The organism is uncultured Acidaminococcus sp., assembly GCA_900538365.1.
GTDB lineage: Bacteria > Bacillota > Negativicutes > Acidaminococcales > Acidaminococcaceae > Acidaminococcus.
This window is the reverse complement of the sequence record UPXT01000043.1, coordinates 1-19,367: the sequence shown is the minus strand read 5'-3', so window position 1 is coordinate 19,367 and position 19,367 is coordinate 1. Positions and strand designations below refer to the sequence as shown.

The 19,367-nt window shown below is 50.3% G+C and carries 18 protein-coding genes and 1 riboswitch; of the genes, 13 read left to right on the top strand and 5 right to left on the bottom strand.

The features are described 5' to 3' along the window. Positions 1 to 120 precede the first annotated feature (120 nt). Entirely contained in the window at positions 121 to 1,662 is a 1,542-nt protein-coding gene (locus QZQ08_RS08065) for a Na+/H+ antiporter NhaC family protein (RefSeq protein WP_296330587.1), read from the top strand. A 41-nt stretch (positions 1,663 to 1,703) separates the two neighbouring features. Here the strand turns inward: QZQ08_RS08065 and arsB are convergent, their stop codons facing one another. Then, complete coding sequence (gene arsB / locus QZQ08_RS08060) at positions 1,704 to 2,741, bottom strand: ACR3 family arsenite efflux transporter (protein ID WP_296330584.1); 1,038 nt, start codon at positions 2,739 to 2,741, stop codon at positions 1,704 to 1,706. 19 nt (positions 2,742 to 2,760) lie between these two features. Beyond that, complete coding sequence (locus tag QZQ08_RS08055) at positions 2,761 to 3,093, bottom strand: helix-turn-helix transcriptional regulator (RefSeq protein WP_296330581.1); 333 nt, start codon at positions 3,091 to 3,093, stop codon at positions 2,761 to 2,763. A 155-nt stretch (positions 3,094 to 3,248) separates the two neighbouring features. Here QZQ08_RS08055 and QZQ08_RS08050 point away from each other — a divergent pair, with 155 nt between their 5' ends. The 12 genes from QZQ08_RS08050 (at position 3,249) to QZQ08_RS07995 (ending at position 15,716) form a co-directional block, all read left to right on the top strand. Beyond that, the gene (locus tag QZQ08_RS08050) at positions 3,249 to 4,169 is read left to right on the top strand and encodes an AAA family ATPase (protein ID WP_296330577.1); all 921 of its coding nucleotides are present in this window, start codon (positions 3,249 to 3,251) and stop codon (positions 4,167 to 4,169) included. A gap of 11 nt (positions 4,170 to 4,180) precedes the next feature. Continuing rightward, positions 4,181 to 5,911 (top strand): hypothetical protein, encoded by a 1,731-nt coding sequence (locus tag QZQ08_RS08045; protein WP_296330574.1) that lies wholly within the window; start codon positions 4,181 to 4,183, stop codon positions 5,909 to 5,911. A gap of 51 nt (positions 5,912 to 5,962) precedes the next feature. After that, positions 5,963 to 6,061, top strand: a riboswitch (TPP riboswitch). A gap of 144 nt (positions 6,062 to 6,205) precedes the next feature. After that, positions 6,206 to 6,406, top strand: coding sequence for a sulfur carrier protein ThiS (thiS, locus tag QZQ08_RS08040; protein ID WP_296330571.1), 201 nt, complete (start codon positions 6,206 to 6,208; stop codon positions 6,404 to 6,406). Further along, positions 6,390 to 7,076, top strand: coding sequence for a sulfur carrier protein ThiS adenylyltransferase ThiF (thiF, locus tag QZQ08_RS08035; protein ID WP_366140874.1), 687 nt, complete (start codon positions 6,390 to 6,392; stop codon positions 7,074 to 7,076). The genes thiS and thiF overlap by 17 nt, the downstream gene beginning before the upstream one ends. A gap of 37 nt (positions 7,077 to 7,113) precedes the next feature. Next, entirely contained in the window at positions 7,114 to 7,893 is a 780-nt protein-coding gene (locus tag QZQ08_RS08030) for a thiazole synthase (protein ID WP_296330563.1), read from the top strand. A 6-nt stretch (positions 7,894 to 7,899) separates the two neighbouring features. Continuing rightward, positions 7,900 to 9,117, top strand: a complete 1,218-nt coding sequence (thiH, locus tag QZQ08_RS08025) for a 2-iminoacetate synthase ThiH (RefSeq protein ID WP_366140873.1) — start codon at positions 7,900 to 7,902, stop codon at positions 9,115 to 9,117. Further along, a complete protein-coding gene (locus QZQ08_RS08020) occupies positions 9,114 to 9,731 on the top strand; it encodes a thiamine phosphate synthase (RefSeq protein WP_296330554.1) in 618 nt (205 codons plus the stop codon). The genes thiH and QZQ08_RS08020 overlap by 4 nt, the downstream gene beginning before the upstream one ends. Before the next feature lie 235 nt (positions 9,732 to 9,966). Further along, positions 9,967 to 13,125 (top strand): autotransporter domain-containing protein, encoded by a 3,159-nt coding sequence (locus tag QZQ08_RS08015; RefSeq protein ID WP_296330551.1) that lies wholly within the window; start codon positions 9,967 to 9,969, stop codon positions 13,123 to 13,125. Continuing rightward, positions 13,098 to 13,394, top strand: coding sequence for an autotransporter outer membrane beta-barrel domain-containing protein (locus QZQ08_RS08010; protein WP_296330548.1), 297 nt, complete (start codon positions 13,098 to 13,100; stop codon positions 13,392 to 13,394). The genes QZQ08_RS08015 and QZQ08_RS08010 overlap by 28 nt, the downstream gene beginning before the upstream one ends. 121 nt (positions 13,395 to 13,515) lie before the next feature. Next, positions 13,516 to 14,475: a LysR family transcriptional regulator gene (locus QZQ08_RS08005; protein WP_296330545.1), complete on the top strand. Its 960-nt coding sequence runs from the start codon at positions 13,516 to 13,518 to the stop codon at positions 14,473 to 14,475. Continuing rightward, positions 14,438 to 14,653 (top strand): hypothetical protein, encoded by a 216-nt coding sequence (locus QZQ08_RS08000; RefSeq protein ID WP_296330541.1) that lies wholly within the window; start codon positions 14,438 to 14,440, stop codon positions 14,651 to 14,653. Before QZQ08_RS08005 ends, QZQ08_RS08000 begins: the two co-directional genes overlap by 38 nt. A 166-nt stretch (positions 14,654 to 14,819) precedes the next feature. Then, positions 14,820 to 15,716, top strand: a complete 897-nt coding sequence (locus tag QZQ08_RS07995) for a hypothetical protein (RefSeq protein ID WP_296330538.1) — start codon at positions 14,820 to 14,822, stop codon at positions 15,714 to 15,716. 92 nt (positions 15,717 to 15,808) lie between these two features. On the opposite strand, the gene QZQ08_RS07990 is transcribed toward QZQ08_RS07995, so the two are convergent. The 3 genes from QZQ08_RS07990 to QZQ08_RS07980 form a co-directional block, all read right to left on the bottom strand. After that, positions 15,809 to 17,293, bottom strand: coding sequence for a tripartite tricarboxylate transporter permease (locus QZQ08_RS07990; protein ID WP_296330535.1), 1,485 nt, complete (start codon positions 17,291 to 17,293; stop codon positions 15,809 to 15,811). 19 nt (positions 17,294 to 17,312) lie between these two features. Continuing rightward, a complete protein-coding gene (locus tag QZQ08_RS07985; RefSeq protein WP_009014936.1) occupies positions 17,313 to 17,750 on the bottom strand; it encodes a tripartite tricarboxylate transporter TctB family protein in 438 nt (145 codons plus the stop codon). Between the two features lie 105 nt (positions 17,751 to 17,855). Beyond that, positions 17,856 to 18,908 carry a tripartite tricarboxylate transporter substrate-binding protein gene (locus tag QZQ08_RS07980; protein ID WP_296330530.1) on the bottom strand — a complete coding sequence of 351 codons (1,053 nt, stop codon included), beginning with the start codon at positions 18,906 to 18,908 and terminating at the stop codon, positions 17,856 to 17,858. Between the last annotated feature and the right edge of the window lie 459 nt (positions 18,909 to 19,367).

The window sequence follows — 19,367 nt, the reverse complement described above, 5'->3', positions numbered from 1 at the left end:
TATTGATAAATGTTCTTGATTAAAACAACTGTTCAATTTGCACTTGCAATTATCCGTAAAATAAAAAAGCTTTGTTACAAGCAAATCAATTCGCGTAAGCAAAAAGGAGACAAAGATCTTATGGAACCCATTGACGTTGGCATATATTCCCTGCTCCCACCCCTCATTGCCATCACCCTTGCCCTTATCACTAAAGAAGTCATTTCTTCCCTCATGCTGGGAATCCTTTCCGGCGGCGTGATCTACTGTGCTTTTACAGGCACCGGCTTCATGGATATGGTAGCCTTTCCCTTTGAGGTCATGGCAAAAACCGTCGGCACACCGGATAAATTCAACATCATCCTTTTCCTCGCCCTCCTAGGTGCCCTTGTCTGTGTTGTTACCAAAGCAGGCGGTTCTCAAGCGTATGGGGCCTGGGCCACGCAAAAAATCCGCAGCAAACGGTCCGCTGAACTTGCCACCAGTTTTCTCGGCGTGCTCATCTTTATCGATGACTATTTCAACTGCCTCACAGTCGGAACGGTTATGAAGCCGGTTACGGATAAATACCATATTTCCCGTGCAAAATTGGCCTACATCATCGATACGACGGCCGCTCCGGTCTGCATCATCGCCCCGGTCTCGAGCTGGGCTGCCGCCGTGGGCTCCACCCTTTTTGAAACGGGCTCTTTTAACAATGAACTGTCCGCATTCTTTGCCACCATTCCTTTCAATATGTATGCCATCCTGTCCATCCTCATGGTCCTCACTCTTTCGTTTACGGATCTCGAATTTGGTCCCATGGCGGACGCGGAATGGAAGGCAGAGACCCAAGGAAATCTGGGCGCCATTGACCAAAAGGTCAGTCAAGCTGACAAAGCGGCCCTTCCTAAAGGAACGGTATGGGACCTCATCATCCCCATTGGGGGCCTCATTATCTTTACCATCCTTGCCATGATCTATAACGGCGGTTACTGGACCAAACCCATGACCATCCAAGAAGCCATCGGCAACTGCAACTCTTCAGCAGCCCTTGTTCTTGGCGGTTTTATGGCCCTTATCCTTGCTTTTATCATGTTTGTTCCCAGAAAGCTCCTGTCCTTCAAGGATTTCATGAGCAACATTGCAACCGGCATCAACACCATGGTACCAGCCTACATCATCCTGACACTCGCTTGGACCATTGGAACGCTCTGCCAAAGCTATCTTGGCACGGGGAAATTCATCGGCATGCTCGTTGAACAAAGCCATCTGCCTGTGGAACTGATTCCGGCCATCGTCTTTCTCGTATCCGCCGGATTGTCCTTTTCCATCGGAACGGCATGGGGCACGTTTGGGATCTTTATTCCCATTGTCGTCTTCATCTGTCAGGCTGCGCCCAGTGAGATCATGACCGTGACTTTGGCGGCCACCCTTGCTGGTTCCGTCTTCGGCGATCACTGCTCACCGATTTCCGATACGACGATCCTGTCATCGTCCGGTGCAGGCTGCAACCACATGCAGCATGTAGCCACCCAGATTCCCTATGCAACGGTCGTTGCCATTTCCTGCTTTATCAGCTACATTGTTGCCGGCGTAACAGGCGGCAGCGCGCCCCTGACGCTCTTTACAGGCATCGCTGTGCTCTACCTGCTGCTCTTTATCCTCCATAAACGGGCAAAAAGACGGCAGGCAAAAGCATAATAAAAAATAGACCTGCTGCTCACATTGGGCAGCAGGCTTTTTTATGACCATTTTAGAGCATTGGCGATTTTCACCAAAAAGAGCATGACCGGCACTTCCGTAAGGACGCCCACAGTCGTTGCAAGGGCAGCCGGGCTTGCAGTCCCAAAAAGAGCGATGGCAACGGCTACAGCGAGTTCGAAGAAGTTTGATGCCCCAATCATCCCCGCTGGTGCAGCAATGGCAAAAGGCAAATGGAGAATCCGGCAAGTGCCAAAGCTAATGGCAAAGATGAGAAGGGTCTGTAAGATGAGCGGAATGGCAATAAGCACAATATGGAACGGGTTGTGAAGGATAAGCTCCGCTTGGGAGGCAAAGATGATGACAAGCGTCAAGAGGAGCCCCGCCATGGTCATGTGATCAAACTGAGGAAGAAAGACTGTTTCAAAATAATCCTTCCCTTTTCGCCTAGTCATCACCCCGCGCGTCAGCATACCGACCACAAGGGGAATGAGGACAAAAAGAACAACACTGAGAAAAAGCGTTCCATAAGGAACAATCACCTGTGAGACCCCTAAGAGAAACTGAACGATAGGGATGAAGGCAACCAGGATAATGAGGTCATTGGTGGCAACCTGCACGACTGTATACGCAGGGTCCCCCTTTGTAAGTGTGCTCCAGACAAAAACCATGGCCGTGCAGGGCGCCGCGCCTAACAAAACAGCTCCGGCAAGATACTGGCGGGCAAGGTCCGCGCTGATCAAAGGACGAAACAGGACCATCAGGAAAAAGGAGGCCACAAGATACATAGTAAAAGGCTTCACAAGCCAGTTGACAATCCACGTGACAAAAAGGCCTTTGGGATTTTTCCCTACGCTGCGGATACTCTCAAAATCCACCTTCATCATCATAGGAAAAATCATAACCCAAATAAGGAGCGTAATGGGAAGGGAAATCCCGCTTACCGTAAGACCATTCAGCAAGGTAACAAGGCCCGGCATAAAATGGCCTGCGGCGATGCCTGCAGCCATACACAAAAGGACCCAAAAGGTCAAATAGCGCTGAAAAAAACTGATTTCCGATGCTGGTTCACATCTCAAGATAGATTCCTCCTTTCTGTTAAGATTCACAGGTACAGTCCCTCTTTTTCTGTAAAAAGCAAATGCAGTCTTTTTTGGGGGATAGGATATGGTGCAGTGCCCCTTCAAACTTTTCAAGGGTATCAGCGCACAAAGCATAATAAGTATTTTTCCCCGACTTCCGGCTCGTGCAGATACCACACGCAAGGAGCACCTTCATATCATGGGACAAGGTGGGCTGGGTGACGGAAAAATAATCCAGCAGGTCACAGGCACAGCGCTCGCCGCAGGAAAGCATATCGACAATGGCAAGGCGCTTGGGATCGGACAGGGCCTTCAAAAGGCGTGTCAAATCTTGATAACTGTCAGTCATTGGGAACCTCCAATACATAGATTTTTTTCTATATGATTCTACTGCTGCTTTTCTTTCCTGTCAACAGAAAAAGAGGGGGATTTTATCGGCACCATCAAATCCCTGTGGTATAATATGAAATAGCAGTGAGATTTACTTGATAAGGACTGATTACTATGTTATCACTTGATTTTTTGCGCAGCGAAGGCGTCGAGGAAAGCCTCATCAAAGACCTTGAGGCCTATCGCAGCAAGTTTCCTGTAACAGAAGCGGATAAGGACCGTGTGCCCGTACCCCATTTTCCTTTTTTTGGCAAGGAAGTCTGGGAAGACGCCCTTTCTGCCCTCTTATGTGGGCAAAATCTGCTCCTTGTCGGTCCCAAGGCAACGGGCAAGAACGTGCTTGCCGAAAACCTGGCACAAGTTTTTTCCCGCCCCATGTGGAACATTTCCTTCCACATCAATATGGACGCATCAGCCATGCTGGGAACCGATACCTTTAAAAACGGGGAAGTCCAATTTCGTCCCGGTCCAGTCTATGAATGCGCTACAAGGGGCGGCTTCGGGGTCTTTGATGAAATCAATATGGCCCGCAACGAAGCCATGGCCGTACTCCATTCCCTCCTCGACTACCGCCGCCGCATCGATATCCCGGGGTACCGCATGATTGAAGTGAGTCCATGCTGCCGCTTCATTGCCACCATGAACTATGGCTACTCAGGCACGCGGGAGATGAACGAAGCCCTCATGAGCCGCTTTACGGTCATCCAGCTGCCACCCATCAAGGAAAAACCTCTGACTCGTCTCTTACGGACGGAATTTCCGACCATGAAGGATACGGCCTGTGATGCCTTTGTGCAGATTTTTCTCGATTTGGAGAAAAAATGCAGTGAAGCTGAAATTTCCGATAAGGCCCTTGACCTGCGCGGTCTCCTTGACGCCCTCCATCTCATGGAGCGGGGCCTTGAAGCCCACCGGGCCCTCAAGATGGGCATCATCAACAAATCTTTTGACGAATATGAGCCGGCCCTCATCCTCGATGTAATCAATCTCCACATTCCAGGATCCTATGGCAGACGTGATATTTTCAGTGACTAAGAAGGTCCATCATGGCAAAGAAAAGATATGACTACCGGCGGAAACGGGCCCTCAACATCGTCTGGGACGTATCCGGGGACTACACTTACGATCCAGATTTCCTTTCCTTTGTCCCTGACACGCACGAACCAAACCTCTACCTCAATGCCATCATTGGAATTGTCCGAAAATATTATGACATGAAGGTCCTGCAAGCACTTTTTGATGAGATGAAGACCGCAGCCCTTGCCGACCTTTTCAGTGACCTTTTGTGGCTGGGGCTGGAAGGCTGCGCCTATGTCAAGGAACTCCCCCAGCGCCCTGTCCTTGCCTATCTGCGAAGGGAGCAAGCCCAAAACTATTTTGACGGCCCCCTTTCCATCCGTCATGGAGTGGCCCAGGAAATGCAGGCGGCCCGCTGGCATGAGGTCCTCGGTGAAAAAACGGGGCTCATCGATCCTTGGGCCAAGGGGCTTTATGAAGGGCTGCGTTTTGACCCGTCGTGGACGGCAGAAGAAATCTGCAGTCATTTTCGAAAGCTGATAAAAAAGTACTTTGTTTCCCGCTTCCTCGTTCGCGAAAGCTTGGAGAAAGTCATCATCTCAAGTCCTGTAGCTGCCATCCTGAACTTTCTCGTACCACAGTTTCGGACGCGGCATGAATCCCTCCTGAACTTCCAAGTCGTGCGTCATGATGAGGAAGAAATCGTAAACGGCAAGAAGGAACGTAATGGCCTCATGGCCCTTATTACCGGTCAGACTGCCGTGAAAAATCACGACTATATTGTCACCTGCTTTGGTGCCTCCCTTTACAGTGCCGATAAGGTGCTTGCGATTGAGCGGCAATACTGCACTGGCCCCCATAGGGGCGCCCACCTGCATTTTACGCGGGGGCGCCTAGGGAGCAAAGGAGCAACGGGAGACGCTTCTCAGTGGCTTTTAAATGCCCGCAGGCAGCGCGCCCGCAACATCACCTACTATAAAGAAAATAACGAAAAATATCGCAAGAGCATCACCCGTCTTACGGGGCAGCTGCGCACAGCGCTCCAGATGACGCGCATGAAGCTGCCCATTCCAGCAAAAAGCGGAGAACTTGTGCCCGGGCTCATCTGGCGGGGGCTCTACCTGGACGACGACAGGGTCTTTTATGGTCAGGAAGATGTCTATACCCCAAACTTTACGGTTGACATTATGCTTGACGCCTCAGCCTCGCGCGGCGAATACCAGCGGGTCATTGCAGCCCAGGCCTACGTCATTGCAGAGGCCCTGCGCGCCTGCGGCATTCCTTACCAAATTTATTCCTTCTGTACCCTCCGAGGCTACACGGTCATGACGCTCTACCAAAGCTATGAAGAAAAGAAAAAAAGTATGAGTGTCTTTAACTATTGTGCCACGGGCTGGAACCGGGACGGTCTTGCCCTGCGCGGCGCCCGCGTCCTCATGGGGGACCTGACAGATGCCAAAAAAATCCTTGTCATGCTGACGGACGCATCGCCAAACGACGACCATCCCCTTTATACTGGCAAAGGAGCCCTTAGCCAGCACGAATACCGGGACGAGCGGGCCGTTGATGATACGGCGGCCGAAGCCGCGTCCCTACGCCGCGACGGCGTGCGCATTGTGGGCCTTATCAACGATGAAATTGCGGGCTCCATGGAAGATGCCCAAAAAATCTTCGGTAAGGATCTTGTTCGCGTAAAGACCCTTGACAAGATGGCAGAAAGCGTGGGAAAGGCCCTGTGCCACCAGATTTCGACATTCTAAAGGGCGCCTGACTTGACAATGTTATGTAAAAGGACTATGCTAACAAGGTAAACAGAATATTTGGGGAGCTTTTTGCTGAGAGGAAGTTTGACTTCGACCCACAACCTGATTTGGATAATGCCAACGTAGGGATGACGCGACTGACAGGCGGGGATCGAAAAGATCCCCGCTATTTTGTTTGAAAATTTTATAGAGCTGAGACTGGACCAAAAGGTTCACGAAGGGGGGCACCACCTCGGGTGCCAACTTTCGTGGACCTTTTTTGCCGTTTCAGTAAAAAGGAGGAAGGAAGAAATGGAAATCATGGTAAATGGCAAGGCCTGCACCCTCAAAGAAGGCGCCACCGTTACGGACGCCCTAAAGGCCCTAGGCGCCGTACCTATCTACACGGCCGTGGAAATAGACGGCAGACTTGTGCCAAAAGAAGATTGGGACGCCATGGCGCTCAAAAAGGACATGCGACTGGAGGTGGTGAGCTTTGTTGGCGGCGGCTGAAAAAACGGCAATTCTCACCCCTTGGAATACATCGGACCCAGTGGCAGGCGCCATTTACAGTGCCCTTTGCGAGCGCCATGGGAAAAAGGTCCAGGAAAAACTGGACGCTGGCTTTGTCACCATCTGCGGTCTCGGTGGCCTCGGCTCCAATATCGCCGTGAGTCTTGCCCGCATCGGGGTAGGCCATCTGCGCCTTATCGATTTTGACAGCGTGGACTGGACGAACCTCAACCGCCAGTCCTATTTTGTGGAGCACGTGGGCATAAAGAAGACGGACGCCCTCAAAGGATTCCTCATGAAGATCAATCCTTTCCTTACCTATGAAACCGTCACGGCCCGCGTCACGCCGAAAAACCTTGCTTCCTGCGTCGGGGACGCGCCCATCATCTGTGAAGCCTTTGATAAGGCGGATCAAAAGGCCATGCTGGCCCATGAGGTGCGTCGCCAAAAACCGGATGCCTATCTTGTAAGCGGCTCCGGTATGGCGGGCTTTGGCAAAACAGGACTCATGAAGGTGCGGGAAGTGAGCCCCCATTTTTATCTTTGCGGCGACAGCATCTCGGCCCCTAAACCCGGTGCTGGACTCATGGCGCCCCGCGTTGCCATCTGCAGTGCCATGATGGCAAACATCGTCACATGGCTGCTTCTTGGAAAAAGCGGTGCCTGTTAAGCGCCGCATCTTTTGAAAGAATATGGAGGAGATCAATATGAATAATAATGATACTTGGACCTTGGGCGGGCATACTTTTTCATCCCGCTTCATCCTGGGATCAGGGAAATTTTCCCTGCCCCTTATCGAAGCAGCCATCAAAGGGGCCGGCGCGGAAATGGTGACCCTTGCCCTACGCCGCGTGAATACAGGAGGAAAGGCCAACATCATGGACTATATTCCAAACTCGGTGACAGTCCTGCCCAACACATCGGGTGCCCGAAACGCTGACGAAGCTGTCCGCATCGCCCGTCTTTCCCGTGAAATCTGCCATACGCCCTTTATCAAGATTGAAATCATGAAAGATTCGCGCTACCTCCTCCCCGATAATGCGGAAACCATCAAGGCCACGGAGACTCTTGCAAAGGAGGGTTTTGTCGTCATGCCCTATATGTTCCCGGACCTTACAGCGGCCCGCGCCATGAAAGAGGCCGGAGCAAGCTCAATCATGCCCCTTGCCGCCCCCATTGGGTCCAATAAAGGCCTTGTCAATAAGGAATGGATAGAAATCCTGCTTGACGAAATTGACCTTCCCATCATCGTCGATGCCGGTATCGGAAAGCCGTCCGAAGCCTGCGCCGCCATGGAAATGGGCGTAACAGCCATCATGGCCAACACGGCCATTGCCACAAGCGGAAACCTCGTCCAAATGGCAGAAGCCTTCCGCCTTGCCATTGAAGCGGGTCGCCGCGCTTATCTTGCGGGGCTTGGCCGCGTCCTTCCAAAAGGGGCCGACCCCTCGAGTCCCTTGACAGGCTTTTTGCGGGACGAAGACTAGGAGGCGATGACCATGACAGAAGAAAGGATCAACCCCACCATTGTGACGGAAGAAGCCAAAAAGACCTTTGCCGCCTCTATCAAGGATCCCATGACCTACGAGCCCGGCATGGACCAGCTGCCATCCACCATGCTGGAAGATGTGGAACGCCTCATGAAAGAATTCGAAGAACGGACCTACACGACGGGTGACGTCAAAGCGGCCCTTAGGAAAGACGCCCTTTCGCCCCATGATTTCGGAGCCCTCCTCTCGCCTGCGGCAAGGCCCTACCTTGAAGCCATGGCGCAAAAGGCCAAAGCCGTCAGGGACCGCTATTTCGGCAATAGTGTTGCTCTTTTTACGCCCCTATATCTAGCAAACTACTGTGAAAACTACTGCATCTACTGCGGCTTCAACTGCCACAACAAGATTCACCGGGCCCGCCTTGACCTCGCCCAGATGGAAGAAGAAATGAAGGCCATTGCCGCCACAGGTCTTGAAGAAATCCTCATGCTCACAGGCGAAAGCAGCCACATGTCCCCCGTATCCTATATTGGGGAAGCGTGCAAAATGGCAAGCCGCTACTTCCGCATCGTTGGCCTTGAAATCTACCCCGTGAACCAAAAGGACTACGAATACCTGCACCAATGCGGCTGTGACTTTGTGACCGTTTTCCAGGAAACGTACGACCATGACCTTTATGGCAAGCTGCACCTTGCGGGCAACAAACGGGTCTTCCCCTACCGCTTCTATACGCAGGAACGGGCCATTTTAGGCGGCATGCGCGGCGTTGGTCTCGGCGCGCTCCTGGGTCTTTCGGACTTTCGCCGCGATGCCTTTGCTACAGGCCTTCATGGCTACCTCCTGCAGCGCAAGTATCCCCACGCGGAAATCGCCTTTTCCTGCCCTCGCCTGCGCCCCATCAAAGGCAATACGACCATTTACCCCATGGGCGTCGGCGAAGCGGAACTCCTTCAGATTTGCTGTGCCTACCGTCTGTTGATGCCAAGTTCGGCCCTCACCGTCTCAACACGCGAAGTCCCCCGTGTCAGAGACCACCTCATGCAGATTGCCGCCACAAAAATTTCCGCCGGTGTGAGCACAGGCATCGGTGCCCACAGCCACCAAAAAGAAGAAGGGGACGACCAGTTTGAAATTGCCGACCACCGCTCCGTGGACGCCGTCTTTAACGACCTTGTGGCAGAAGGGATGCAGCCCGTCATGGCGGACGGGATTTTCCTATGAGCCGTTCCTTTCCCTACGTCCTTGTAACGGACCGAAAGATTTATCCAGAGCCACTGATTCCTTATCTAAAAAAACGCATTCCTGCCCTTTCACCGTTTCCGGCGGCCCTCATCCTTCGTGAAAAAGACCTGCCGCTGGAAACATACCGGGCCCTTTTCAATAAGGTTGCCCAGCTCTGTAAGGACTGGCGTCTCCCGCTCCTTGCACACAATCATCCGGAGCTCGCCCTTGATGAGGCGATTGCCGGAGTTCATATGCCTCTCAAAAATTGGCTTCTCTGGTCGAAGTCCCATCCCCAAAAAGCAGCATACCTATTGGAAAAGGGAAAAATGAAACTGCCCTATCCCCATGGCGTGGGGATTTCCGTCCACTTGCTGAGTGAAGTTGAAACAGCCCTTCAGTTAGGAGCCTCCTACTTAATCGTAAGTCCTCTCTTTCCGACCTCCTGCAAACCCAACAGTCTTCCCCTTGGGTTGACGCAGCTTCCCGACTTCATACGATCTTCGCCCCTATCCATCTATGTCTTGGGAGGACTTAGCTGGCCCGATCCAAGGGCCTCCCAGCTGGAGGCCCTTGGTGTCCGTGGAGCCGTAGTTCGAAGCGCCATCATTTAACAGGAACCTCTCTTATTGTTTCATTTTAGTACTCTTTTTATGGCAAATGTTCATTATTTCATTGATATTCTAAAATAATTCTCTTTTAAGTTATTTTTTATTTATTTATGCTATAATAAATAGTAAATACGAGTTCATCAAAGGGTCATATGATTGAACAAAAAAGAGGGGAAGTAACATGAAACATCGCGGTTCTTTTCAATCTGCAGCAAGTACATTGGGCATATTGTTCTGCGTGCTGTCGTTATCACCGGCAGCATCAGCTGAAGTGCTTACCATGGGATCTGGTTCAGAGATGACCTTTGCGGAAGATAGGGTCTTCGAAAATGATTCCAGCGAGTCAACGCTCTCCAAAGGGAGCGGAAACACATGGGATAAGGGGAGCTCAGATCAACTGACCATTACAAACGCGGACGGAAGCCTTACTGTTAAGGGGCCGCGGGCTGGGGTCTATGTGCCAAACGGGAAGACGCTCACCATGAAAGCCCAGGAACTGGCCCTTTCTTCCACTACCGACACTCAGCTCATTGATCAGTCCAGTGGGTGGTCTCCTACCCTTCTCCAAGCCGCCGGGCTTTACGCGGAAGGGGGAAACGTAACCCTTGAAGGAGAAAAAGGAATCACCCTGCAAGGATTCAACCATGGTCTCTATGCAAGTGGGCCCAGCGCCAATGATGGAATGGACCCCTTTCCCGGTGCGGGCGATGACTATGAAGGCTCTTTGGATATTCCTTATGACCCGACCGATTCGAGTGTGCCCTCCAGTGGATTCAATACGGATGAACGCACCCAGATTACCCTTAAGACAAAAGGCAGCAACACAATCACAGCCACGGCCGGCGATACCCTGCAGAATCAGAACCCTTATGGCATCTCGGGCATCCAGACCTGCCTAGGTGCCGACGTGACGCTTTCTGCTGGAAAGGACAATCTCATTTCTGTCCCATCAAAGGACGCCTATAGCAGCGGAATCAGCGTTGGAACCATAGCCAGTGTCGGAGAAGCCGGACCGGCCTTTGGAACCGTCACCCTTACAGCAGGCGGCAGCAATCGTATCACCGGTGCCACCTACGGCATCCGTGGGAGCGGCTACAGCAGTACCGATTTTACGGCGGAGGGCAGCCCTATCACGTCTTATCTTGCTGGGAAAGTTATTCTCAAAGCAGAGGGCGATAATGTCATTGAGGCCAAACAAACGGCCATCAACCTGTGGTCCGGCATGGAAACCAGTCTAGCCGCCAAAGGAACCAACATCATCTCCGCGGAAAATAGCACAGGGGCCCAGCTGAGTACGGAGGCCAAGCTGACACTTGCGGGAAGCACAAAAATTACAGCCCCTCTCTACGGCATCATGACGCGGAACACCTCCCAAACAAGCGTCGATGCTCAAGGCGGCACCCTTACAATTACGACGGGCACAGAGCCTGTCATAGGTAAGATAACAGATTCTGTCACAGGTGAGGAATTTGATGCCGTGACGACGCGTCCTATTGCAGTGGCGTCCCTTACGGGCAGTCAGACAGAAATCAAGAATGCCTCCCTTGCCGTAAAGAGTCATATCGCCTTTCTGGCAGCTCATGCCGTGGATACGTCCAATGTAGACCCAGGTACGCCCGATCCCTTCCAAGAGGGAAACGACAGCGGCTCCGGCGGGTTAGTTACCGTAGAAAGCGGCACATCAGCTGAATCCAGCGATGGGGCCATTCTTTCTGTAACCTATGGAAAAGACAGCTCTGTAGAGGGCAATCTTCTCGCCTACGACAAAGGCACCATCACGATGACACCCACGAATGGGGCAACCCTCACCCTTACGGGCAACTTGTCTGCCTATGGAGAGGATGCCTACGTCGGCACCGACTTTGAAAATATAACAGGGATTGTCCCGATGGACCCTGAGGCGGCCCTTCCGGGCGGGGCCATTTCCCTTACGCTCAGTGACGACTCCCTCTTTACGGGGCAAGCCGATACGGGGCTTCTATATGAGCGCATCACGGCAACCTCCTGGCCAGAAGAAAGCCTCCCTTCAGGAGAAGATACCATTCTTCCTTCCCCGTTGGGAATAGGAGCCATTGATCTCACCCTTGACGCCGGCAGTACATGGAACATGACGGAAGCATCTGCCGTAACGACCCTTTCGGGCGACGGCGGGACCGTGCAGTATCAAAGCGGCGGAGATTCCCTTGAAATTGGGACCCTTTCGGAGAGTCACACCTTTGCCATGGACCTTGATGCTGATGACGGCAGCCAAAGCGATATGCTCTACGTCGAGAACGGAAGCAGCGACAAAGAGACCCTCGTCATCAAAAATATCAGCACCTTGGATGAGGAAATGGATCCAGGTGACGCCGTTCGTTTTGCAACGGTCAAGAACCCAGGCTACGGGTTTGGCAGCGGCACCCTCGTCACAGCCCTTTCTTCCGGCATCTATAACAACCTCTACAAGACGGAATACCGTTCCGTTTCGTCCGATGCCTTAAATATGGATGCCTACAATAACGATCGAAACGGCGGTGCAACCTACTCTGTTTCTCAGGAAACCGGTCCTCTCACATTCGGAAAACCCGGTACGGAAAATGTAGAAGCCCTCTATAACGGGGACGATGCCGTCAACATCTATGTCGTCAAGAGCCGCGAACACAACGAAGGCGCAAAGACGCCCTCCCGTCTGGCAGACCTTTCTTGGCGCTACCTTACAGATCTTGACACCTTTACCAATCGCAGCGGCAATACGCGGTACTTTACACCGGACGCTGACGAGGGGGCTTGGATTCGTTTCCGTTACCGCAATCTTGGCATTGACGGCATGGGCGAACTTGATGGCAACACTTATGAGCTTGGCTATACAACGGTCTTACGGGATCAGGAGCCTCATAAGCATCGGTTGAGCGCCTCTATGGCCTACACCAAAAATGAAGGCCACTTTGAAGGAACCAGCGGAAACCTGGGGCTTCGTGATACCGCCATCAGCGTCTATGATACCCATCTTTACACCCCGACGGACCTTAACAGGAAGGCCGACTGGAAAAAAGGCACCCACAGCTATTGGGACAGCTATCTCAAATACCATTACGGCAAAGAAGACTACAGTGTTACTGATGCCACAACAGGCACAGGCTATGCAGCCGATTACAGCAGACATTCAGTCAATCTTTCTACCGAATACGGGCGGGTCAACAAGCTCTCGAAAGACTGGAGCATCGTTCCGCAGGCCCAGGTCCAGCTCTCCTACCTTGGCGGCTATGACGCCGTCGATTCCCAAGGTCTTTTTCTTTCTGCAGATCACCCCATGTGTCATGACATGGGGCTTGTCGATGGTAAGTCGATTCCCAAGGTCTTTTTCTTTCTGCAGATCACAGCTGGAGCCTTGTGGGGCGCCTCGGCTTTGACCTTGTAAAGCGCCTCGACCCGAAACTTGACAGCAAATGCTATTTCAAGGCCTCCCTCCTCCACGAATTTCTCGATGGAGATGATGTAACAGCTGCATATGGCACCGACCGTTATACCAAAACAAATGACCAAAAAGGAACCTGGGGCGTTATCGGCCTTGGCTACAGCGTCAAGACCGGGGATAAACAGTCCATGTACTTTGACGTGGAGCGCTATGTCGGGCATGACTATCATCGCACCTACAGCATCCGAGCTGGATTCAATTGGAAGTTCTGACTGCGTCCTTACAAGGAACCTTTCGGAGGTCTTCTCCTTCATATTCAGGGAGAAGGCCTCTTTTTTGCCTTGAAAAAAGCACTGTAGTATAATGACAGCATCAAGTCTAGGGAGAAGCGCCATGGATACTCATCTTATTGAAAATATCATCAAGATTGCCGAAGAAAAAAGCATCACCAAGGCGGCGGAAAAGCTTTATCTCACCCAGTCCGCCCTGAACCAGCAGCTCCTTAAGATCGAGCGGGAGCTCGGAACAGCCCTCTTTCGCCGCACCAAAACGGAAATGATTCCCACCCAGGCCGGTGAAATCTACCTCAAGGGCGCACGGGAGATGCTCCGCACAAAGAACAGGACTTATGCGGAAATCAGCGATCTTACGGGAAGCTATAAAGGGACCCTATCCATTGGAATGACACCGGTCCGCGGTCCCGATATGTTCGTCCACGTCTATCCCCGATTTCACAAAAAATATCCTCACATGGTCGTTGTTCCTTACGAGCTCAACATTTACCGCATGCAGCCCCTCATTGCCCGTGGCGACATTGATTTTGGCTTCATGACCCTCTTTCCGGATCAAGAGACCCAGAATGCTTATGAGACCCTTTTTGAGGAAGAAATCCTGCTTGCCGTGCCCGCTTCCCTTGCCGTTACAGGCGTCCTGGAGGCAAAAGAAAGCGCTTATCCCAGACTTTCCCTATCCGAACTGGCCAATCATCCCTTTATCCTATTGCGAAAGGAAACAACCATGCGTCCCTCCATCGATGCCGCTTTTAGGGAAAAAGGGATTGCCCCCCATGTCCTTTTTGAAACGCAGAACCCCTCCACCATCCTCGAAATGGTCAGGGCCGGAATTTCCTGCGGCATCGTCGCCGAATCGACGGCCCGTCATTTTACCAAAGGCATCCGCTATTTTTCCTTTGAAACGCCCCTGCGCTGGTCCATGACGGCAAGCTACCAAAAAGGTACGACCCTCAGCCGTGCCGCTCGTGACTTCATTGACATGGCGGCAAGTTACTGGAAAAAGCCCAGGAGCTACCGAAAAAATGACGAAAGAAAAGGACAAAAAAACGATGAAGGATAAGGAGATTGCCCTGATCTTTGCGAAAAAGAACAGCTTTTCCATTGTCGTCAGCAAAAAAGATGATGCGGGGCATGTCTACTTTGAAGCCTATGCCCTGGACGGGCCGGAATGCAGCCTTGTGACCGCACCAAAAAAAATTGTGGTGACGGAAGGAAAAGCCGCATGGATGGAGAAATAGAAAGAAGTAATCAGCCAACAGGCGCGATGGAACACCTTCCACCACGCCTTTCTTTTATTGGTAAAATGGCCGTTTTACTGTGGTGACTCGTTCCCATCTATGGTAAACTTAAAGGAAAGACGTTACAGCAAAAAGGAGGTGTGGTTCCCCCTTACGGAACCAGGTCATGACAGAAAGAGAACCTAAGGAAATCATCAAAACCCTCATCAATGAGTATAAAACCTATAAGAAAGCGTCCTTTCTCATCATTCCCATCCTTGCCATAGCAGCGGCGGCGACCTTCTTCAATCGAGGTCTTTCCCTCGTCCTGTTGGCGGCTGCCGTCATTTACCAAATTTTTTATCTGCGCAAAAAACAAAAAAACTATCTTGCGTCCGTCACTCGGGAAAACCTGCGTCTTACGACAGCAAAGAAACTGCATTCTGAGCCGCCACTTCCCCAAAGCGGCGGTGAGATAACGGCGACAACGGTTCATGAAGCAGAGCTCATTACACTCTCTGACGATAAAGCAAAGCCCTATTTTGCACAAGGCATGAGCGGCACCTATAAGGATGTCCCCATTTCCGTCTGCGATGCCACCCTCCCCTGCTTTTTTAAACTGAAAGAAAAAGGGAAGAAACGAATCCACATGAATAGCGGGGCCTGGTTCCACTTAACGCTTCCCAAGGAAACGGATCTTGATTTTAGGCTGCTCCAAAAGGACTCCTTCCCTACGCCGATGCGTCTTGCATTCTTTGATGCACATCCCCAACTTATCAATCTCAAAGTGCCTGATATTCGTCTCAATAAGGATTTTGCCCTCTACGGCAAAACGGGGAAAGTCACCTTATCGGAGCCTTTCCTTGATGCCTTGAAGACACTTTCCGATTACACACCCGGCCGCATTGCAATCAGTGTCCGCAAAAACCAAATGGACGTGTTTCTGCGGGGCCGTTTCTTTGCCATGCCGATTACGGTCCGCACAGCGCCTTCAGAAAAACTTCTTACCTTTGACCCCATGCCGGAGCTCGATAAGATTGTGCATCTGGCGTCACTTCTTGTAAATGAAAAAACTGCCCGCTAAGGGCAGTTTTTTCATTTACAAGAAGTGATATGAAAGGCCACCTTCCGGGTGGAAGATGGCCTTTCATATATGGAGTTGAAGAACAGGCAATGTTACTGTTGGGCAGCTTTTTGCTTTTTCAGCTTTCTGGCGTTATAGAAGGAATACCAGATGGAAATGGCAATGAGGACCCAGATGAAAAGACCGATTGGCCGAGAGAAGAACACCGCAAGGCTGCCCTTTGAGGCACTAATAGATTGGATGAAGTAGTTTTCAAGGTCCTTACCCAGAATAAAGCCGATGAGGAAACAAGACGATGGAATGTGGATCTTACCAAAGAGATAACCAACGATACCAAATCCCAGGAGCGTCCACACATCAAAGATACGGCCATTTTTCGTAGCGTAAGCACCTACAATGCAAATCATCATAATGACCGGATAAAGGCGTTGTTTAGGAATATAAACGAGTTTGCTGATCCACTTAATTGGATAGAACATGCACAGGAACATGATAATGTTTGCAAGAAGCATCCCGACAAGAATGCAGTTCCATGTATCTGGGTTCTGGGCAATAAAGAGCGGACCTACTTGAATACCCTGGAACATGAAGGCAGAAATAAGGACAGCCGTCGTCGAGTCACCAGGAATACCCAAGCTCAGAAGTGGAATGAGAGCGCCGCCCGTAAGGCTATTGTTAGAGGTTTCTGAAGCAATAAGACCCTCAGGGACACCCGTTCCCATCAGTTCAGGGTGTTTGGAAAAACTTTTTGCCTGTGCATAGGACAGAATGGATGCGGCAGATCCGCCAACACCAGGAAGGACACCAACAAAAGTCCCAATCAAAGCCGAACGAATTAGATTGACGCCTTGTCCCTTGAAATCGCTGAGAGAGAATTTCTTACCTTCGATCCCACCTTCGTCAACACGTTTGAGATTAAAGGTCATACCTTCTTCTGCTTCCTCAAAGATTTGGCCAATAGCAAAAAGTCCAATGAGGACCGGCAGAAGTTGGAACCCGTCTTGCATGTAAGTCATCAGGGAATCAGGAACCATACGGTATGCATTGTTGACACTGAACATCCCCATAAGACTGATGAAAACACCGAGGAAGCCAGCAAAAATACCACGCAGCATCTGTCCATTGGAAAGAGCAGCAATGACTGTAAGGGCAAAGAGGATAATAAGGAACTTTTCTACAGCACTGAAACTTAATGCAAAGGCACTGAGGACTGGCGTCAAAAGAGCTAGACAGGCCAAGGAAATCATGCCCCCGATAAAGCTGGAGAGAATCCCAACCTTCAGGGCACGTTCACTCTCGCCTCGTTTTGCCATAGGAAAACCATCAAAAGTCGTTGTAATTGAAGATGGCGTGCCAGGGATATTAATCAAGATAGCAGGAACAAGACCGCCTGAAATCCCGCCGACATAAAGACCCAAGAGCAGGAACATGGCTGTCTGAATATCATAGGCATAGGTCAAAGGCAGAAAAACAGCAACAGCCATAGTCGCTGTCATGCCCGGAATGGCGCCAAAGACAATCCCGCCAATAACACCAAGGAGACAGACCAAAACGTGAGTAAAAGTAAATGTAATCATGATGGGCTATCCTCCTTTCTCAGTAAATCGTGATGCCGTAATCAATGAAGGTGATACTGCAAATTCCGCTGGGAAGCGTAATATTGAAAGCAACACCAAAAATTAGACTGACAATGACAGGTGCCAGGATGGAAATTATAAGACTCGTTCGAAGAGCCTTTTTACTCCAACCTGTATAAAGTACATTGAAGAGGAATACAAAAATAATGCTGGTAACCGTAAAGCCAACCTCTTCAACAACAAAAATGTAGCCAATGAATAGGAGCAGCGTACCGAAAAGTTTCTTGAAATCCGCATTTTCACGGAAGAACGGGCCAAAGCTGCCAAAGAATTTTCCGGTTGCTGCCTTACGTTCCCGGCCCTCTACAAGGACTATGACAGCAAGCATGATAACGAGCAATGTACCGATGATTTTCGGCATCAGCAAGTGCTCTGTGGAATAAACCACACTGATCATATTTTCTTTCCCCTCTTTCTTTTCATAAAAAACGCTTCCCGAAGACATCTATTTCATTTCGCATCGGGAAGCGCCATTTGATTTCACTTAGATGAAGGACCGTTCTCAGTGGCTGGTCAGCGTATCCAGAGCCGGAGCTTGTTTAATCAAGGATTCACACATCTTACGTTTACCATAGATGAAGTCCTTGGAAGCCTGAAGAGTTACTTCTTCAGGTTTCAACGTGTTGTAGTAAAGGGCAGCCATGTCTTTCTGGAACTGCGGATCCTTTACGATTTCAACCATAGCCGCTTCATATTCTTTGAGGACCTTTTCATCCATGTTCTTCGGGAAGTACATGGCAAAATCTTTTGCAAAGTCGAAGGGTTTGCCTTCAAATTCAATTCCGTCTTCAGCCATGGAGTTAATTTTAAGCCCGTTCACCTTGCCGCAGGAATCAAACATGTTCATTGCAAGTTTAGCATCGACACCATCCTTGGTATATTGTTCGAAAGCAGAGGTATCACCGTAGATAACGTCAGCATTGCGGTCCCAGAGGCGCTGCAGCTTATCAGCCGTCGTGCCGCCAACGATTGCTTTGATGCGGCTGGCAACAGCATCGCCTTCCTTACGTTTTACATCAAGGTAGTAAGCAACGAAAGCAAGGTGGCTCGTTGCTCCCGATTCAATATTGAAGGAAACCGTCTTATCCGGGTTTGCTTTCAAGTATTTCGTCACTTCAGAAAGGGTCTTGTACGGAGCATCCTTAGCAGCCCCAAAGCAACCGCCAGGGTTCTGACCGATACGAGGACCAACTGTCAAGTTTTCCAGAGCATATTTCTTATCAACAGAGCCAAAGAGTACGCTCAAAAAAGTCATATCGTGGAACATCATGACCGTCGTACCATCGCCCTTGGCCTTGGAAATGGTATCAAGTGCTGCAGAGTTCCCGATGGCGTCAACCTTACCTTTGAAACCCATTTTCTTAGAAAGATAGCGCGTAACAAGATCGGCCATCATGTAAGAGTCACCAGAAGTCGAAGTGGAACCGATGACGACTCGGACATTTTTCCCCTTGAGGCTGCCCGCAGTCGATTTTTGGTCCCCACCATTGCCACCGCCGCCGACACTGCAGCCGGCCAAGGACATGACAACGAGGCTGGCACTAAGACATGCCATGATTCGTTTTCCTAATTTACCCATAACTTCAACACTCCTTTTCTTTATTGCCTGCCTTCCTTCCACGATAGAGGAAGGCGGGATTCTTATGAGATTCCTTCCACATTGCAGAAGAATCAACACCTAATTGAAGGTTTATAATCTTCCATGATTTCAGAAAATACGTGATTCATCATAAAAGAAGGCATCAATATTCGATTCTCCCCGCATTACATCTGATGCAATCTGCTTCGGATAAGATGTAATTTTCTGTTATTTCAATTTTATTCTATGAATATCATTAATTCAAATTCTAAATAGTTAGTTTTTCTCTTAGAAAAACTAATTGAAACATTTTCATAATAGTGTTATATACCACTATATTAGATTGTTATGCAATGTTTTTAATGTTTTATTTGTATTTTATTGGTTCTTCACGGAAATTTGTGGGGTCATGGACAAATAAATATTGAAAAAGGA

What these genes read in the sequence shown, in the direction of transcription:
- QZQ08_RS08065 (WP_296330587.1), top strand. Translation starts at nt 121, where the DNA reads ATGGAACCCATTGACGTTGGCATATATTCCCTGCTCCCACCCCTCATT.
- QZQ08_RS08055 (WP_296330581.1), bottom strand. Translation starts at nt 3,093, where the DNA reads ATGACTGACAGTTATCAAGATTTGACACGCCTTTTGAAGGCCCTGTCC.
- QZQ08_RS08050 (WP_296330577.1), top strand. Translation starts at nt 3,249, where the DNA reads ATGTTATCACTTGATTTTTTGCGCAGCGAAGGCGTCGAGGAAAGCCTC.
- QZQ08_RS08045 (WP_296330574.1), top strand. Translation starts at nt 4,181, where the DNA reads ATGGCAAAGAAAAGATATGACTACCGGCGGAAACGGGCCCTCAACATC.
- thiS (WP_296330571.1), top strand. Translation starts at nt 6,206, where the DNA reads ATGGAAATCATGGTAAATGGCAAGGCCTGCACCCTCAAAGAAGGCGCC.
- QZQ08_RS08030 (WP_296330563.1), top strand. Translation starts at nt 7,114, where the DNA reads ATGAATAATAATGATACTTGGACCTTGGGCGGGCATACTTTTTCATCC.
- thiH (WP_366140873.1), top strand. Translation starts at nt 7,900, where the DNA reads ATGACCATGACAGAAGAAAGGATCAACCCCACCATTGTGACGGAAGAA.
- QZQ08_RS08020 (WP_296330554.1), top strand. Translation starts at nt 9,114, where the DNA reads ATGAGCCGTTCCTTTCCCTACGTCCTTGTAACGGACCGAAAGATTTAT.
- QZQ08_RS08005 (WP_296330545.1), top strand. Translation starts at nt 13,516, where the DNA reads ATGGATACTCATCTTATTGAAAATATCATCAAGATTGCCGAAGAAAAA.
- QZQ08_RS08000 (WP_296330541.1), top strand. Translation starts at nt 14,438, where the DNA reads ATGACGAAAGAAAAGGACAAAAAAACGATGAAGGATAAGGAGATTGCC.
- QZQ08_RS07995 (WP_296330538.1), top strand. Translation starts at nt 14,820, where the DNA reads ATGACAGAAAGAGAACCTAAGGAAATCATCAAAACCCTCATCAATGAG.
- QZQ08_RS07990 (WP_296330535.1), bottom strand. Translation starts at nt 17,293, where the DNA reads ATGATTACATTTACTTTTACTCACGTTTTGGTCTGTCTCCTTGGTGTT.
- QZQ08_RS07985 (WP_009014936.1), bottom strand. Translation starts at nt 17,750, where the DNA reads ATGATCAGTGTGGTTTATTCCACAGAGCACTTGCTGATGCCGAAAATC.
- QZQ08_RS07980 (WP_296330530.1), bottom strand. Translation starts at nt 18,908, where the DNA reads ATGGCATGTCTTAGTGCCAGCCTCGTTGTCATGTCCTTGGCCGGCTGC.